Annotated in this window: 14 protein-coding genes and 2 tRNA genes; 3 read left to right on the top strand and 13 right to left on the bottom strand. The window is 67.8% G+C overall.

All coding sequences use genetic code 11. From position 1 onward, the window contains the following. The first annotated feature begins 74 nt into the window (after positions 1–74). Positions 75–707, top strand: a complete 633-nt coding sequence (locus AB0C30_RS02340; protein ID WP_357938701.1) for a TetR family transcriptional regulator — start codon at positions 75–77, stop codon at positions 705–707. A 92-nt stretch (positions 708–799) separates the two neighbouring features. On the opposite strand, the gene AB0C30_RS02335 is transcribed toward AB0C30_RS02340, so the two are convergent. The 3 genes from AB0C30_RS02335 to AB0C30_RS02325 form a co-directional block, all read right to left on the bottom strand. Next, positions 800–936, bottom strand: a tRNA-OTHER gene (locus AB0C30_RS02335). 108 nt (positions 937–1,044) lie between these two features. After that, positions 1,045–1,776 (bottom strand): hypothetical protein, encoded by a 732-nt coding sequence (locus AB0C30_RS02330; RefSeq protein ID WP_357938699.1) that lies wholly within the window; start codon positions 1,774–1,776, stop codon positions 1,045–1,047. Between the two features lie 156 nt (positions 1,777–1,932). After that, positions 1,933–2,703 carry an SDR family oxidoreductase gene (locus tag AB0C30_RS02325; protein WP_357938697.1) on the bottom strand — a complete coding sequence of 257 codons (771 nt, stop codon included), beginning with the start codon at positions 2,701–2,703 and terminating at the stop codon, positions 1,933–1,935. Between the two features lie 81 nt (positions 2,704–2,784). On the opposite strand from AB0C30_RS02325, the gene AB0C30_RS02320 reads away from it, so the two are divergent. Further along, positions 2,785–3,375 (top strand): TetR family transcriptional regulator, encoded by a 591-nt coding sequence (locus AB0C30_RS02320; RefSeq protein ID WP_357938695.1) that lies wholly within the window; start codon positions 2,785–2,787, stop codon positions 3,373–3,375. An 81-nt stretch (positions 3,376–3,456) separates the two neighbouring features. Further along, positions 3,457–3,921 carry a hypothetical protein gene (locus AB0C30_RS02315; RefSeq protein ID WP_357938693.1) on the top strand — a complete coding sequence of 155 codons (465 nt, stop codon included), beginning with the start codon at positions 3,457–3,459 and terminating at the stop codon, positions 3,919–3,921. 497 nt (positions 3,922–4,418) lie between these two features. Here the strand turns inward: AB0C30_RS02315 and AB0C30_RS02310 are convergent, their stop codons facing one another. From AB0C30_RS02310 to AB0C30_RS02265, 10 genes are all read right to left on the bottom strand, one after another. Then, positions 4,419–5,072: a 4a-hydroxytetrahydrobiopterin dehydratase gene (locus AB0C30_RS02310; RefSeq protein WP_357938691.1), complete on the bottom strand. Its 654-nt coding sequence runs from the start codon at positions 5,070–5,072 to the stop codon at positions 4,419–4,421. A gap of 443 nt (positions 5,073–5,515) precedes the next feature. Next, positions 5,516–5,589 (bottom strand) — tRNA-Thr (locus tag AB0C30_RS02305). Positions 5,590–5,644: 55 nt separating this feature from the next. Next, complete coding sequence (locus AB0C30_RS02300) at positions 5,645–7,096, bottom strand: alpha/beta hydrolase (protein ID WP_357938689.1); 1,452 nt, start codon at positions 7,094–7,096, stop codon at positions 5,645–5,647. Positions 7,097–7,354: 258 nt separating this feature from the next. Next, on the bottom strand, positions 7,355–8,200 hold the full coding sequence (gene ricT / locus AB0C30_RS02295; RefSeq protein WP_357939743.1) for a regulatory iron-sulfur-containing complex subunit RicT: 846 nt from the start codon (positions 8,198–8,200) through the stop codon (positions 7,355–7,357). A gap of 105 nt (positions 8,201–8,305) precedes the next feature. Continuing rightward, positions 8,306–9,361 carry a permease-like cell division protein FtsX gene (locus AB0C30_RS02290; protein ID WP_357938687.1) on the bottom strand — a complete coding sequence of 352 codons (1,056 nt, stop codon included), beginning with the start codon at positions 9,359–9,361 and terminating at the stop codon, positions 8,306–8,308. Next, positions 9,358–9,885: a SigE family RNA polymerase sigma factor gene (locus AB0C30_RS02285; protein WP_357938685.1), complete on the bottom strand. Its 528-nt coding sequence runs from the start codon at positions 9,883–9,885 to the stop codon at positions 9,358–9,360. The genes AB0C30_RS02290 and AB0C30_RS02285 overlap by 4 nt, the downstream gene beginning before the upstream one ends. A gap of 291 nt (positions 9,886–10,176) precedes the next feature. Continuing rightward, positions 10,177–11,355, bottom strand: coding sequence for a DNA polymerase III subunit delta' (locus AB0C30_RS02280; protein ID WP_357938683.1), 1,179 nt, complete (start codon positions 11,353–11,355; stop codon positions 10,177–10,179). Positions 11,356–11,364: 9 nt separating this feature from the next. Beyond that, a complete protein-coding gene (gene tmk, locus AB0C30_RS02275; protein WP_357938681.1) occupies positions 11,365–13,407 on the bottom strand; it encodes a dTMP kinase in 2,043 nt (680 codons plus the stop codon). Between the two features lie 162 nt (positions 13,408–13,569). Continuing rightward, positions 13,570–14,163: a helix-turn-helix transcriptional regulator gene (locus AB0C30_RS02270; RefSeq protein ID WP_357938679.1), complete on the bottom strand. Its 594-nt coding sequence runs from the start codon at positions 14,161–14,163 to the stop codon at positions 13,570–13,572. 176 nt (positions 14,164–14,339) lie between these two features. Then, positions 14,340–15,599 (bottom strand): metallophosphoesterase, encoded by a 1,260-nt coding sequence (locus AB0C30_RS02265; RefSeq protein ID WP_357938677.1) that lies wholly within the window; start codon positions 15,597–15,599, stop codon positions 14,340–14,342. Positions 15,600–15,603 lie beyond the last annotated feature (4 nt).

The raw sequence follows: 15,603 nt of genomic DNA, 5'->3' as shown, positions 1-15,603 counted from the left end.
GTTCGGTCTATCGCAGACTAACCGGCTACCGACCGCAAAACAAACCGACTGTTCTGTTTGATAGAGTGGACGGTATGGCCGATCAGCCCATGACCTCCCGTGGCGCGGCGACCCGCAGTCGCATGCTCGACGTGGCGACTCAGGAGTTCGCCGAATATGGGATCGCCGGGGCACGCATCGAGCGGATCGTGGCCGCCGCCCGCACCAACAAGGCGCAGCTCTACGCCTACTTCGGCAGCAAGGAAGGGCTGTTCGACGCCATCTTCGCCGATTCGCTGGAGCGGATCGTGAACGTCGTCCCGATCGACGCCACCGACCTCGCGGACTGGGCCGTACGCCTCTACGACGAATATCTCCGCCGCCCCGACCTCATCCGGCTGGCCACCTGGGCCCGTCTGGAACGACGTCCCGCCGGCCACCTCGTCGAGGAGGCCGACCGTCTCGACGACCACAAGCTACGCGCCATCGCCGAGGCGCAGGCCGCGGGCATCGTGAGACCGGGTGACCCCTTCGACGTGATGGCCCTGGTCATCGCGATGTCCATGGCGTGGTCGCCCGTCAGCAACGTCTACGCCGCGACGGCCGAGGAGCCGCCGGAGCTGCATGAGCAGCGCCGTACCCTGCTCCGCGAGACCGTCAGGCGCGCCGTGACGACCGTGCCCTTGAATGGCAGCGGCCCCCCGGACTACCCAAGCCGGGGGGCCTGATGTGTGCCGCCACATGTGGCGCCAGCGGCGTTTAAGAGAACGGATCAGTCCTGACGACGTGCGCTCTGCCATTGAGCCACCGGGGCACGAAGAGCCCCGAGCCGGATTCGAACCGGCATCTCAACAATCACAGTCCATCCTCGGTTGATCTGGCGCTCGACGGCGATGCTGAGGCTAGAGCGAGAATCTGAGTTTGATCGGCTGCCTCTACCATTTGGGCTACCGAGGCGCGTACCCCGGGGAGGACTCGAACCTCCACTTGAGCCGTTCGTCAGCTTCAGCTTGAGCTTCAGCTTTGCGCTTGCGCGCACCCCGCGCTCAACGGGGAGTCTTTGGGTCAGGCGAACAGATACCCGAACACGGCGTCGCCGACCTCCTGCTCATCGACGGCGGTCGCGTTGGCCTCTTCGCGGGCGTACTTGACGGCGTCCTGCAGCTTCTGCACGCGGGACAGCAGCTCGTTCACGCGCTTGGCCGGCAGGGCCCCGGAGAAGGCGGTCTTCGTCCAGTAGCCGACCACGATGTCCTCGGTGAACACCTGCACCTGGGCGGGGTGCTTGTCCGTCGCCTCGGCGAGCACGTGGTTGCGCGGAACCTTCTTGGTGCGGGTCGTCTTGACCGGTTCGGTACGCCATGTCTCGGCGTTGTCGTCGAACGACCACGTCTCGGCCGGGTCGAGCGTTGGCAACTTCGACACGAACGTGTGCAGGTCGACGAGCTGCTTCTCCAGGAACAGCAGGTACGTGACCGGGGCGCCGGAAATGAGAGTCTCGCCGTCGACCACGACGTCCGCCTTGGCGGTGGCGTTGGTCCAGTCCTTGGTCGCGGTCACGTCGAACAGCCGCGTCAGCGCCTTCGCGACGTCGGCGATGATCGCCTCGGTCTTCACCTGGACGCGCGTCGACTCGGGCGGCAACTGCTCGCCCTCGTCGTCGATCGGCTGATAGGTGCGCGACAGGCCCGACAGGAGCGGCGCCTTCTGAATGGCGTGATAGGCGTCGGACACCGCGCGCTGCGTACTGGCCTTCACGCCCTTCTCTACGGCGAGGATCTGGTTCAGCTTCGCCACGGAGGGTTTCCGTTCGTTGGGGGTCGGCGGGATAGGGCAGAGCGTACAGCGATGGCGCTATGCGTACGCAACTCATATAGCTCGCTGCCCGAATAGCAAGGCCACCCCGGCTTCCTGCCGCAAATCAGGCCCTTCAGCAGTCTTGGCAGCACCGCCCTACGACAACGCCTCATCCCGTACAGCTGAGGTGGCGAGCGCTACCCGAGCCCCGAGGTGGAGCCCACCGCTGGCGTCCACCACCTGCCCGGTCACCCAGCGGGCATCGTCGGAGGCGAGAAGGGCCACCACGTCGGCCACGTCCTCGGCCCGGCCGACCCGCCCCAGCGCAGCCTGCCCCGCGAGGAAGGCCGCCGCCTCAGGGGGGAACAGCGATGTGTTCGCCTCGGTCATGGTCGCACCCGGCGCGACGACGTTCACGGTGATGCCGCGCTCGCCCAGCGCCAGGGCGAGGGTGCGGCTCATGGTCTCTATCGCGCCCTTGGTCATGGCGAAGGAGGTCTGCGCGGGATTGGCGATCCGGGTGACGGCCGAGGAGACGCTGATGATGCGTCCGCCATCGGCCAGCAGCGGGAGCGCGCGCTGGATGATGAAGTACGGCGCCTTGACGTTCACCGCGAAGAGCCGATCGAACTGCTCGGCCGTGTCGGTCTCGATCGGACCGGCCGGGGCGGCCGCGGCGTTGTTGACCAGGATGTCCAGGCGCCGTCCGGCCAGCCCGGCCGCCAACTCGGCGAACAACGCGTCGACGGCCCCCGCGTCCTCCAGGTCCGCGCCGATCGGGAACGCACGCCCGCCGGCCCGTTCGATCCGCTCGACCGTCTCCTGCGCCGCTGCCGCGTCCTTTCCGTAGTGAACGGCGACGAGGGCCCCGTCGGCGGCGAGACGTTCGGCGACCGCCCGCCCGATCCCGCGTGAGGCCCCAGTCACCAGTGCCGTCTTCTCTGCCAGCCGTCCCATTGCGTACCCCGCAAACTTGTTAGTAACTATCAGCATGGTAGGTTCTATCAGGTGACAGGAGAGACGGCAAGCCTGCGTGAGCGCCGCCGGGCAGAGACCCGGCGCACGCTCCAGGCGCACGCAGTACGCCTGTTCATGGCACGGGGCTATGACGCGACCACGATCAACGACGTCGCGCAGGCGGCCGGGGTATCCGCGATGACCCTGTACCGGCACTTCGCCACCAAAGAGGACCTGGTGCTCTACGACGAGTTCGACCAGGAGACCGCGGCGGCGCTGGCGGGACAGCAGCAGGAGGAGCCACTACGTCAGCGGATCGGCCGGGCCCTGGTGCAGACCGCCGCCATGGCCGTCAACTCCGACCGGGACCTCCTGCTCGCCCGCCTCAACCTGATGATCTCCACACCCGCCCTGCAGGCCCGTCATCTGGACAGCCAGTACGCCACGGAGATCGCCGTTGTCGACGCACTCTGCGCCGGCACCACCGACCCCGAGCTGGAATTCCGCATCCGCAGCACGACTGCCGCATGTCTGGCGGTCATCCATGTCGCGCTTATCCGCTGGGCGGAAGGAGACGGCCGGCAGGACCTCCCCACCCTCATGCGCCAGGCCCTGACCTCAGCCTTCGACACGGCATTCTGAAGGCGCAGATCCGTCCGTCACCAGATGAATGCGAGGATTATCCTCGGGGCCTTTTGCAGGAGGCTGTAGTGAGATGTCGGGATGGACGAAGTGGATCGCGACGCGGTAGCCGCACTGCGGACCTGTTTCGAAGCTCTCGGGGCCGACGACCCTGAAGGCCGGGCGGTCTCGGAGATCACCGAAAACATCCCTCAACTCGCTCGCTTCCTGGCGTTGAGAAGCGTCTGGCCAGAACTGATCGACGTCTGGGCCGCTCCTGGTTCGTTGGAGACGATTCCGGCGGCGAACCGCCTGCTCTCCAATGGCGCATACCGCGACGACCTTGCACAGCTCGTACGCAGCACGACCTATGACGCGATCTTTGGCCTGCTGTACCGCCTCACCACCCACGGCCGGGACGACGAAGCACCGGACGACTCCCCCGGCTGGCGGCTGATGGAGACCACAGCAACGGGCGAACTAACCGGCCGCGCTGTTCAATCGCTCCACGAAAGCCTGCTCAGCATGGACCCGTCGGGTCGCGATGGTCAGGACCTCTTCGATTGACGCGCTCCCCGGCCTGTGCCACCGCACCCGATGGCCCCGGCTCCTACACGAGCGCTTCGTTGAACGCCACCTGGAGAGGACGAACGAGAGCCGGGCCTTCAAAGCGGCGGCGACCCCACGTAGTGGATCGCCTTTTGCGCGATGTCAGGCGTTACTCGGCGAGCCCAGTCGAATACCCTGTTCTGCTCAGGGTTCTGTGCAGTGGCGTACGAATATGGACAGTCGCCCTCCGCCGGACGCCGACTTCGACGCGGGCCCGCCCTTGCATTATTCGCAAGTACTTCAGCATTGGTGCGCCCGAAAATGATGGCGGCACGCGGTCCGGATGAGGATGAGAAATCCGCGCAAGCCGTACCTTGAGCTTCTTATGAGCGTTGCGCATCTGTTGCCGCCGGACGCGAGCGTGACGAGCCGCGACCGGCGGAGAGCTTCAGTGCGGAGCCGGATACGACCGACCACATGACGCCCTTGTTCTGCTGCGGGGCCGCAGACAGCTATCAGCCACGGGACTGCCAGGTACACAGGCACGCCCGGTTGCCTTCCGGGTCGGCGAGCACCCAGAAGCTCGGCGCCTCCGCGTCGCTGACCAGTGTGCCGCCGGCGGCGAGCGCCGCGTCTATGCGTGGCTGGACCTGCGCGGGATCCACCCATATGTCGAGATGCCAGCGCTGGCGGGGTTCCTCGCTGCCGGACGTCTGGAACCACACGGTCGGCAGAACGTCGGCCGGGTCGCGGAGTTCGTCGCCGATGTCGGGGCAGGACAGATGCTCCATCGCCAGCACCGCGGCCCAGAACGGCGGAATCGACTCTCCGGCCGGGGTGTCGAGGGCGAGTTCGAGCCGGGAGACGTTCGAGGCCTCCAGCCGCGCCCCGGCGTCGGCGGCGATGGAGGAGATGACGCGAGCCAGCCGGACATCGCGGTTGGTGACCGCGCCCTCGTCGTGGCTGGTCAATCGGACGTCTACGTGGGTGTAGCGCAGGTCGAGGTCGGGATGATGGCTCATCTGCTCGGCTGCCGCGCCGATGGCGTTGACGACTGAGAGCCCGGCCGCGAAGTTCTTGGTGAGGATGCGGGTCTGCAGGCCGCCGAGCAGGACCCGTCCAGCCCTTCGTCTGCGATCTGCTGTCCGGTCAGCTTGCTCATAAGACATCCTTGCATGTCAGGTTTTGACGACGAATCGGCCATTCGGCCCGTTCTTCAAGGCGTTCGCCGGCATCTTGACAACTCCATTGAGAATCGTCACAGCCTCGACCGGAGACATCGTGCCCCGCGCAAGTGCCACGTGAGCGCCCACTCGCAGACGGGAGCCGGTCACGACGCCGCACAGGTGTTGCCACGGCACTCGCTGACGGCGCTGGGCTGAGCCTGGTGAACCTGACGCTGGCGTCGTGGGAGGCGACCCCTGACCTACGTGAACTCGCCGCATCTCCTGACCTGCCGCACTCCGACGACACAGTCCGTAACCGGCGGATGGCAGCCAACACGAATGCTCTTCGCGACAGCCTAGATTGTCGGGCTCGATAGCTGTATTTCGCTGCCGTACGCCCATGTAAAAGGCCCCTCGCGATCACCGCGAGGGGCCCTCTAGCTGGGAGCCGCCTTCGGGATTCGAACCCGAGACCCCTTCATTACGAGTGAAGTGCTCTGGCCGACTGAGCTAAGGCGGCGTGCCGTACAGCGTGAACGAGTCTACAGGAGCCCAAGGGGTTCTTGCTCCCCCGATCAGCCGATGCCCGGACAGACTGTTCCGTCCTCTGGTGGTGTGCCCGTCAGCAGGTAGCGGTCCACCGTGTCGTCCACGCATGTCGAGCCGTTGAAGTACGCCGTGTGACCGTCACCGTCATAGCCGAGGAACACACCCGAGTTCAGTTCGCTCGCCAGGGCCTGCGCCCACGCGTACGGGGTGGCTGGGTCGCGTTCGGTGCCGATGACCAGGATCGGGGCGGCGCCGTTGGCGGTGAGTGGGCGGTTTGTGAGTGTCGGCTTGGCGGGCCAGAAGGCGCAGGGGAGCGAGCTCCACATGAGGTAGGAGCCGAACCTGGGTGCCTGGCGTTCCGCCTCCGTCGCCGCGGCCGCATAGGCGGAGACGTCCTTGGGGTAGAAGCCGTCTACGCAGTTGATGGCCATGTTGGCCTCGGTCTGGTTGGAGTAGGCGCCGTTGGCGTGTCTGTCGATCAGTTGGTCGGCGTTGCGGAGGAGCAATCTGCCGTCGCCGTTCAGGGCCTGGCGGAACGTTTCGGTTAGTTCAGGCCAGGAGCCACGGTCGTAGAGCGGCGTCAGGGCGCCGAGGGTGGCGAGTGACTCGCCGGCCTGCCGCCCGTCGGCCGGCAATGGACGGGCGTCTGTACGGTGCAGTAGCTCGGTCAACTCGGCCAGAGCGCCGTCGACGGTACGGCTGCGGAACGGACAGTCGCCCTCGGCCAAGCAGGACTCCAGGTAGGCGCGGAGGGCGCGTTCGAACCCCATGGCCTGGTCGGCGTTGAGCTTCAGCCGGGAGATGGCCGGGTCGAGAGCGCCGTCGAGCACGAGGGCTCGGACTTTGCCGGGGAACATATCCGCATAAACAGCGCCCAGGAAGGTGCCGTAGGACTTGCCGAGATAGGTCAGTTTCTGGTCGCCAAGTGCCTGGCGCAGCCCGTCCATGTCCCGCGCGGCGTCAACGGTGCCAACATGCGGTAGCAAACGGCCTGACCCGGCCTGGCAGCCCTTCGCGAACTCGCGTGAGCCCTGCTCGAGCGCGGCCCGTTCCTGCGGCGTGTCGGGAGTGGTGTCCAGGGCGATGAACGCGTCGAGCCGCGAGTCACTCAGACACTCGACGGGCGACGACTCACCCACACCGCGTGGATCGAACCCTACGATGTCGAACCGTTCGCGCACCTCCTCGCTCACGATCGATCGGGCGGCTCGCGCATACGTGACCCCGGAACTTCCTGGACCGCCTGGGTTGACCACGAGAGACCCGATTCGGTCGCCGGTGGCCGGCAGCCGGACCACACTGATCTTGATGTGCTCGCCGTTCGGCTGACCGTAGTCGAGCGGCACCGACAGCTTCGCGCAGTCGAACCCGTCACCACAGTCGGACCAGCTCAGCCCATCCGCCGGTGCCTCTGTCCCGGCACAGGCGGAGGCGAACAACACAGTCGCGGCGACGACGGTCAGTGTCCGAACCCACACGCTCCGAATCTTACGCGTGCCCCGTCTCCCTCCCGCCTGCGGATGGCATCAACCCGCGCCGCATACGGGCCAGGCGCCGCACTGCATACGGGCCAGGCGTGCCTCGCCGACCCTGTGCCCGAAAACGTGCCCCAGCCAAGGAGTACAGCCGAGGAGCACAAAGGCGCGGCGGGCGGGCGCGGAGTTCACGAGCACCGCCCGTGAACTTCCCCGCCTCATGCCCGCTGGCTATCCGCCGCTACCTGTCGCTCCCCGCCGCTATCCGTCAGGAGACGGCGCGCCGCCCTCCTCGCCGTACATCTTGTCGTGCTGCTGCCGTGGCGAGCACACCGAGGCGGAAGGGCACGCACAGCGCCGTCCACCATCGTCCAGACGCACCGTCACCGTGTCCGCCGGAACGTTATGCCCCAGGACACTCCCCTCTCCCTGCGGCGTGCTCACCCGGCTGCCCGTACGCGGCATCCGGTTGCGGGTTTCGACATAGAGCGGATGCTCGTACTTGAGGCAGCACATCAGCCGCCCGCACGCGCCAGCGATGCGCAAGGGGTTGACCGGGAGGTCCTGGTCCTTGGCCATGCGTACGGAGACCGGCTCGAAGTCCTTGAGGAACGTGGCGCAGCACAGGTCGCGACCGCATGGGCCGATGCCGCCCTGTAACCGCGCCTCGTCACGCGGGCCGATCTGCCGCAGCTCCACCCGGGCCCGCAGGTTGCGGGCCAGGTCTCGGACCAGCGCGCGGAAGTCGACCCGATGCGGGGCGGAGAAGTAGACCGTGTAGACGTTGTCCTGGTCGAGGTAGTCGACGCCCACCACCTTCATCGGCAACTCGTGCCGTTTGATCAACCGCTTGGACACGCTGCGGGCCTCGGCCCTGCGGCGCTTGTTTGTCTCGTCGCGGGAGAGGTGTTCCTCTCCCGCTATGCCCGCGCACACCGGCATTCCGTCGATGTCTTCACTCGAATATTGCGGCGCCCACACGCACTCCGCCACCTCAGGACCCGAGTCGGTCGGGACCAGTACCTTGTCGCCCACCTTGGGAGTGTGGCCACCGGGATCGAGGTAGTAGAGCCGCCCGTAGCGGGTGAAGCTCACGGCCATGATCATTCCCATGGGCTCGTGCTCGCCTCCTGACGGCCTCGGGGGTTCTTACGGCCTTCGGTTGCCACATTACGTGTGTCGGCGCGCGCAGCGTGAGAGTCTCTACCCCGGCTAGGAGCCGCAGACCTTGCTCGCCGGCAACAAGAGGCCATAGCGCTGATAGAGGGTGAGCCGCTCAGTCACGCACTTGCTGTTGATGACCGAGGCGACGCCGGGTAGGTGTTGCAGCTGAGCGATCACCTCGCCCGAGTCGGCATCCGGGCGCAGCTGAAGGCGGAACGACTTCGGCATGTCCGATGGCTTGGTGGCCTTAAGGAGGGCCTTGTTACTCACATAGGCGCGCTTGAAATTCTCGTAGGCCTCCTGCTGGCTCTCCAAGTGTGACGACTGGACGCCGGGTGTCTTCGCGATCTCCCGGGCGAGGTCACCCTGCTGTGCAGGCGTGATGGCCTTGCCGTATTTGGTGAACTTGGGGGCATCTTTCGTCCAGCCGGGCGCGGCAACGGCTCCGCACGACGCTTGGCCCGACCCCTCCGTGCAGAGAAAGACTGAGATATCTGCATTGTTGTTCTCCCGCTCTGACGCGAGCAGGTTGTCCGTCTCCGGCTCAGAGGTGCCGGACACGCCTCCTATGGACTTCAACTTGGCCTGCAGCGCCTTCACATCGGCTCCCGGCCTCAGCTGGACGTGGAACGAGGGCGGCATGTCGGCCGCGTCGACCGCGTCGAGCAGCGTCTTGTTGCCGGCGAAGTCTCGGCGGAAGCTCTCATAGGCTCTCGCCGAATCCTCGTAGGTCAGCTCCAACACCCCCGGTGCCGCTTGCAGAGCCTGCTGGATCCTCCCGGTGTGCTGCGCGGTGACGCTGCCCCCAGGGCAGTCCGGGCTTTTCACCGATTTGGAGCACAGGAATACGAACAGCTCCGTCTCGCCTTTCTGATCGGCAGGCGGGTTGGCCACCGCCGCCCGCTGTTCGTCACCGGGAGAGACGAGCACGGCGGCGGTCACGGCCCCCGCGAGCACCACCGCCCCCACCGCCGCCAGCAACCGGAAGTCGACCCGCACCCGAGGCCGCCCCGACGGCTGCAGGGGGCTCAGCGTGCTGGGGTCAACGGTCGCCCCCGCCTCGGCCAGCGCCTCGCGCAGGCGGTCTTCCATCGGACTGTTCATGAATCCTCCCCAAGTGCGCGGCCGAGGGCGGCGAGCCCACGCGCGATCGTGGACCTGGCGGTGCTCCCGCTGATCCCCATGGTCTCGGCGATCTCCTGATCGGACAGGTCGAGGTAGTAGCGCAGCGTCAGCGCCTCGCGCTGCCGGCCCGGCAGCCCTCGCAGGGCGCGCAGCACCTCGCGACGCTCCTCGCTCACCATGGCCGCGCTCTCCGCTGACCAGACAGGCGGTTCGTACGGCACGGCGCGGCGGAAGACCGTCGCCCGCCTCCGCATCACCGACCGGCAGCCGTTGAACACCGCCGATCGCACATAGGCCAGCGCCTTGTCCGGATCTCGCAACCTCCCCCGACCCGCGTGGGTCCGGGCGAACGCCTCCTGGACGACGTCTTCGGCGGTCGCCTGATCACCGACCATGACCAGCGCCAGCCGGACGAGACCCACATGATGCTCGGCGAAGACCGCCGCGACATCGACGCGTTTCTGTATCAGAGCCCCTCCAGGGGACAGCTGCTCGACTTTCACATAACAGAGACGCCCAGCAACCCCATCTGCTGCTCTGGCCACACGACGAACTTCCGCCGCTCTACAGCGCGCTTTTCCGGCCGACAGGGCCGGGCGCGATCGCCGCCGTGGGACCTCCTTCGTCGGCCCCGCCGACCCGGTGAACCCCATCCCTTACGGGACTAGCCACCGTCCAGGGACACGCTCCTGCGGTTCTACGGGGCTGAATGCCGTGACGTGCGTCTGCCTGCTTCGTCGTCCGCTTGCCCGAGCCGACTGGTCGCCCATAAGCCGGACCAAGCCGACAGCCCGCTACGCGGCGGACCGGAGGGAGAGCATCATCGCCTCGACCGCGATCTGCGGGTTGACGTTGGCGTCGAGGCGTTCGCGACACCGCATGATCGCATCGATCCGCCGCAACGTCTCCTCCGGAGTCGACAGCTTGGCCAGCTGGTCGAGCTCGAAGCGGATGTCGTCGTTGGCCAGCTCCACCCCGGCGGCGAACTGCATGGCCAGGACGTCCCGATAGAACGACACCAGCTCCAGCAGCGCCGCGTCGAGCGAGTCGCGTTTGATGCGCGTGGCCCGCGACTTCTGCCGGTCCTCCAGCTCCTTCAACGCTCCCGCGCCGCCCCGCACCAACCCACGATTGAGGCCCTTGCCCGTGGAGCCCTCGCCGTAGATCTTGCGCAGTTCGGTGGTCTCGGTCTCGTTGAGCGCGGCCGTCGCCGCCGCGGCCTCTTCTTCGGCCGTTTTGACCAGGCGTTCGGCGGCCGAGACGCAATCGCCGACCCCGGACAGCGAGCGAGGGATGGCCAGGACGGCCTCCCGGCGCCGACGTACGTTCTCGTCCAGGGCCAGCGCCCTGGCCCGGCTGATGTGCCCCTGAGAGGCGCGGGCGGCGAAGCGGGCGGTCTCCCAGGGCACGCTGTCGCGGGTGGCCAGCACGTGGGCGACCGCCTCCGTGGCGGGGGTGGCAAGGGTGATCACCCGGCAGCGCGATCGGATGGTGATCATCATGTCGTCGGCGGCGGGCGCGCACAGCAGCCAGACCGTACGTGGAGGCGGCTCCTCGATGGCCTTGAGCAGGGCGTTCGCAGCCGACTCCGTGGCCCGGTCGGCGTCCTCGAACAGGATGACCCGCCAGCGGCCCTGCGTGGGCGCGCCCGCCGCCCTCAGGATGAGCTCGCGCGTCTGCTTGACGCTGTAGGACAGGCCCTGGGGGCGTACCGTCTCGAGGTCGGGGTGTGAACCGATCAGCACCTGGTGGCACTGGTCGCAGTGACCGCAGCCGCCGTCCAGGCAGAGCAGCGCCGCCGCGAACGCCCGCGCGGTCTCCTCCCGGCCCGACCCGGGCGGGCCGGTGAACAGCCAGGCATGCGTCATGCCCGCGCCGCGACCACCCCGCACGGCGTCGCCTGCCGCCACGGCCGCGCGGGACAGCACGGCCACCGCCTGGTCCTGACCGACGAGGTCATCGAAGACGCTCACCCGACAAGGCTAGTCGCGGATGGCGGGCATCGTGCCCGTGATGTCCTCGGACTCCTGGGGGACCGGATCGGGCAGGAGCTCGTGCACCCGGTCCTGGATCAGCCGGGTGATCTGCTCGGGCGGCAGCATCCCGTCGACCACCAGGTAGCGGTCGGGATCGGCGGCGGCCAGCGCCCGGAACTCCTTGCGCACCCGCTCGTGGAACTCCAGCGGCTCGGCCTCGATCCGGTCCGCCGCGCCGCCCAGTCTGGTCAGCCCCACCTGGGGCGGCGTGTCGATCAGCACCGTGAGATGCGGGACCAGTCCACCCGTGGCCCAGGCGTTGACCTTGGAGACGTCCTCGGGGTCGAGCGCCCGTCCCGCTCCCTGGTAGGCCAGCGACGAGTCCACGTAGCGGTCGGAGATCACCAGCGAGCCCCGGTAGAGGGCCGGTCTGATGACCTTCTCGACGTGTTCGGCCCGGTCGGCGGCGTACAGCAGCGCTTCGGCGCGCGCCGAGAGCCCGCGTTCGGCCGCGTCGAGGAGGATCGCGCGCAGCCGCATGCCGACCTTGGTCGAGCCGGGCTCACGGGTCTGTACGACGTCGAAGCCCTGATCGCGCAGCCAGATGGCGAGCAGTCGCGACTGGGTCGTCTTACCCGACCCCTCACCACCCTCGAACGCCACGAACAGCCCCGGCACCTGCTCCGCCGTCTCCGACTTCGGCCGCTCGCCGCGCACCGCCGCGATCAGGTCCTCGGAGAGCGAGACGCCCTTCCTGTCGTCCATGTGGCGCAGCGCCAGCAGGCCGACGACCGTCGCGAGCACGCCACCGACCACCAGCACCAGATTGGTGCCGTCGAACCGGTAGACCACGTCGCCCAGACTCAGCGGGTGCGCGCCGACGAGCGCGGCCAGCGGGTTGGCCACCGCCACCACGAACAGCAGCGTGACCCGCGCGGTCGACTGCAGGAACGAGAACGTCCGCCCCCGCATCGAGTCCTCGACCTCGAGGCCGATGAGCGTGTAGCCGATGATCCACGCGATGCCCGCGCACGCCCCGAGCAGCACGGTCAGCATGACCACGATCACCAGGTTGTGGATGATCGCGATCGCGACCAGCACCACGCCCGCCACGGTGATCGCCAGACCGAACAACCGGCGCCGCGACAGCTCGCGCAGCAGCCGCAGGCCGAAGAACATGCCCAGCGCCATGCCGACGAAGACCGCGGCGAACACCACGCCGTAGGCCGCGTCGCCACCGCCGAGCGCGCCCACGTAGATCTTCGCGACGCCCACGACCGCGCCGCCCGCCGCGAACGCCCCCAGCATGCCGATGATCAGACCGCGCACCAGCCGGTTGGCGCCCACGAACCGCCAGCCCTCGACGATCTGCTTGAGCACCGACGGGGTGGAGATGGCGCCGTCACGCTTGGGGATGCCGCGCAGCGTGAAGATCAGGAACGCGGACACCAGGTACGCGCAGGCGTTGACGATCAGTGCCGGCCCGGTGGGGTCCATGCCGGACAGGAACGGCACGGCGCTCTTCAGTACGTCGCCCACCAAGGACAGCGCCGTGAACAGGATCGCGGCGACCGGCGCGCTGCCGTAGGTGACCAGCAGGTTGAGCTGGTTGGCCGATTCGAGCTGCTCCTTCGGCACCAGGTTGGGGACCGTGGCGTCCTTGGCCGGGACCCAGAACAGGTTGACGCACTCGACCAGGATCGTCGCGACGATGATCCATTGATAGCTGCCGACCAGCGGAATCGACAGCACCACGGCGAACCGGGCCAGGTCGGAGGTGAACATCGTCACCCGCCGGTCGAAGCGGTCGGCGAACGCTCCCGCGAGGGGTCCGAGCAGGACGGCGGGCAGCATCTTCGCGATGAAGACACCACCGACGGCCAGCGACTGCGTGCGGTAGTCGCCCTGGGTCAGATTTCCTGCCAGGGCGGTCAGTGCCAGGATGTTCAGCCAGTCGCCGAGGCTGCACACCGACATCGCCGTCCAAAGCCGGCGGAAAGATGCGTTAGCCAGCACATGTGTCGGTTGGCGTCGGCCACGGGCGGTCATAATGTCAGCGTATCCAGGTGCTCGCCGGAAATGGGAAGACAGGAGACGAGCCGGATATACCCGGCTGCTCGTCGCTGAGAGTATTACGTATACGGGCCGTCGCGCATGATACACAGCTCGAATAGGCCCCCCGAAAACACCAGACAGATCCCTCTTGTCTCGCTAGTCCCTTTTGTACGGCCGGGCGAGCTCCACCAACGGCTGCCAGCCGGCCCGTACGGGCTCAGGCAGCACCAGCTCGTCCCAGAGCTCCACCAGCAGCAGCCCGTCGAGATGCTCGAGCAGCTCCCGCTGACTCCCTTCCCGCAACAGCATGACGTAGGCGTCCCGGCGATCCCCGCGATCGGCCAGGTCATAGACCCTGTCGCCAAGGCGGACGGTAGCCAGGGCCCGCAACGCCGGCAGGCGCGGCAACCGATTGGGCACGTGGAACGGCCGGCCATCGGCCCCCTGGCAGGTGGCGAACTCGACCTTGGCCTCCAGCACCAGCCGGAACCCGGCGGCGTCGAGGATGCGCCCGGCCGTTTCGAGCGTGGGCGACTTCCGGCCGTGCTCGTAGGCCGACAGCGTCGTCCGCGACGTGCCGCTCATGCCGGCCAGCGCCTTCTGGTTCATGTTGGCCGCGTGTCTGGCCTGTTTGAGCAGCAGGCCGCCGCGCTCCGCCCAGAACGTGACGTCGGGCGTCGGCCCCTCGGGCATCGCGCCCTGCTCAGGCAGCAGGTCGCCGAACGCCCCCTCCACCGGGGAAGAGATCATCCCACCTCCAACGTATCCGCTTGGATACTATCCCCTTGGCGGCTTGAGTGACCAGCGGATCGCGGAAAGTCAGCAGCCCACTTCAAACACCGCGGAACTCGGGAGCACGGTGGAAGCAGCGCGGGTCTCGGGCGCCGCGCCCGCAAAGTCGCCCGCAAGCTCGGGCCGCCACAAAGTCAGGCGCGCAGCTCCAGCAGCGTGATCTCGGGCGGCGCGCCCACCCGGACCGGCGGTCCCCAGAACCCGGCACCGCGCGTGACGTACACCTGCACCCCGTCAACCGTCGCCAGCCCCGACACGACCGGCTGCTGCAGCGGCACCACGAGGTTGAACGGCGCCAGCTGCCCGCCATGCGTGTGCCCCGACAACTGCAGGTCCACGCCATAACGCGCGGCCTGCGAGACCTGAACCGGCTGGTGGGCCAGCAGGACCGTGGAGCGGCTCGTATCGCGACCGCCGAGCGCCCTGTCGAAGTCGGGCCCATCGTTCGCGGTGGCGCCGTTGAGGTCGTTCACCCCGGCCAGGTCGAGCACGCCGCCCTGGTGCCGGATCTCCACCCGTTCGTTCCGCAGCGAGCGAACGCCGAGCCGGTCCAGCTCCTCGATCCACTCACCAGGGCCGTTTCTGGTGTAGTACTCGTGATTACCTGTCACGAAATAGGCGCCATAGCGGGATTCGAGGCTCTGCAGCGGCCTGGCCAGCGGGCCCAGCTCGGCCACCGAGCCATCGACCAGGTCGCCGACGATCGCCACCACGTCGGCCCGCAGACCGTTGATCATCCGCACGATGCGCTCGGTGTGCGCCTTGCCCGTGAGCGGTCCCAGGTGGATGTCGCTGACCACGGCGAACCGCAGGCCGCTCAGCCTGGAGTCGAGCCCCGCCAGCGTGACCTTGACCGGTTCGATCACCGGATCACCCAGCGCGGCGCTGATGCCGTACCCGACCGTGCCGAGCGCGCCCACACCCGCGACGGCGGCGGTGGTCCGTCCGAGGAAGAGCCGCCTGCTCATCGCGTCGCCGCCCGGCGACGACTCCACTCCCGAAACCTGCCCAAAACCCGAAATATCCGAAATGTCCGAGGCGGGCACCGTCACCGGCCGCACCACCTCAACCGGCGACGGCGGCGACAGCGACGACACGGCCACCCGCCCCCGGACCAGCGCTGACCACGCCACCAACCGAGGAATCTCCAGCAGGACCAGAGCGATCACCAGATAGAACATGATCGCGATCCAGAGATAGCCCGGCCACGCCAGCCACTGGAACATCTCCAGCCGCATCCCCGCGAACGTCACGACGACCAGCGCAAGGAGCCCCACCAACCCCCAGGTCAGGCCGGTGCGCACCCGCCCGCGCCGAGTGGTCGAGCGCACCATCCGATGCCACAGATAGAGATGCGCCACGAACACCAGGCCCACGAAGACCAAGACCACCACGCGG

It is taken from the genome of Nonomuraea sp. NPDC048901, assembly GCF_040649695.1.
In the GTDB taxonomy this organism is placed as follows: Bacteria; Actinomycetota; Actinomycetes; order Streptosporangiales; family Streptosporangiaceae; genus Nonomuraea.
Note: the sequence above shows the minus strand (reverse complement) of the source record. Positions and strands in the feature narration are given on the sequence as shown.

Excerpts from the sequence above, each read along its gene's own strand:
- AB0C30_RS02310 (WP_357938691.1), bottom strand. The coding sequence starts at position 5,072 with ATGTCTTATGAGCAAGCTGACCGGACAGCAGATCGCAGACGAAGGGCT.
- AB0C30_RS02290 (WP_357938687.1), bottom strand. The coding sequence starts at position 9,361 with ATGAACAGTCCGATGGAAGACCGCCTGCGCGAGGCGCTGGCCGAGGCG.
- ricT (WP_357939743.1), bottom strand. The coding sequence starts at position 8,200 with ATGATCATGGCCGTGAGCTTCACCCGCTACGGGCGGCTCTACTACCTC.
- AB0C30_RS02340 (WP_357938701.1), top strand. The coding sequence starts at position 75 with ATGGCCGATCAGCCCATGACCTCCCGTGGCGCGGCGACCCGCAGTCGC.
- AB0C30_RS02270 (WP_357938679.1), bottom strand. The coding sequence starts at position 14,163 with ATGATCTCTTCCCCGGTGGAGGGGGCGTTCGGCGACCTGCTGCCTGAG.
- AB0C30_RS02315 (WP_357938693.1), top strand. The coding sequence starts at position 3,457 with ATGGACGAAGTGGATCGCGACGCGGTAGCCGCACTGCGGACCTGTTTC.
- tmk (WP_357938681.1), bottom strand. The coding sequence starts at position 13,407 with ATGACCGCCCGTGGCCGACGCCAACCGACACATGTGCTGGCTAACGCA.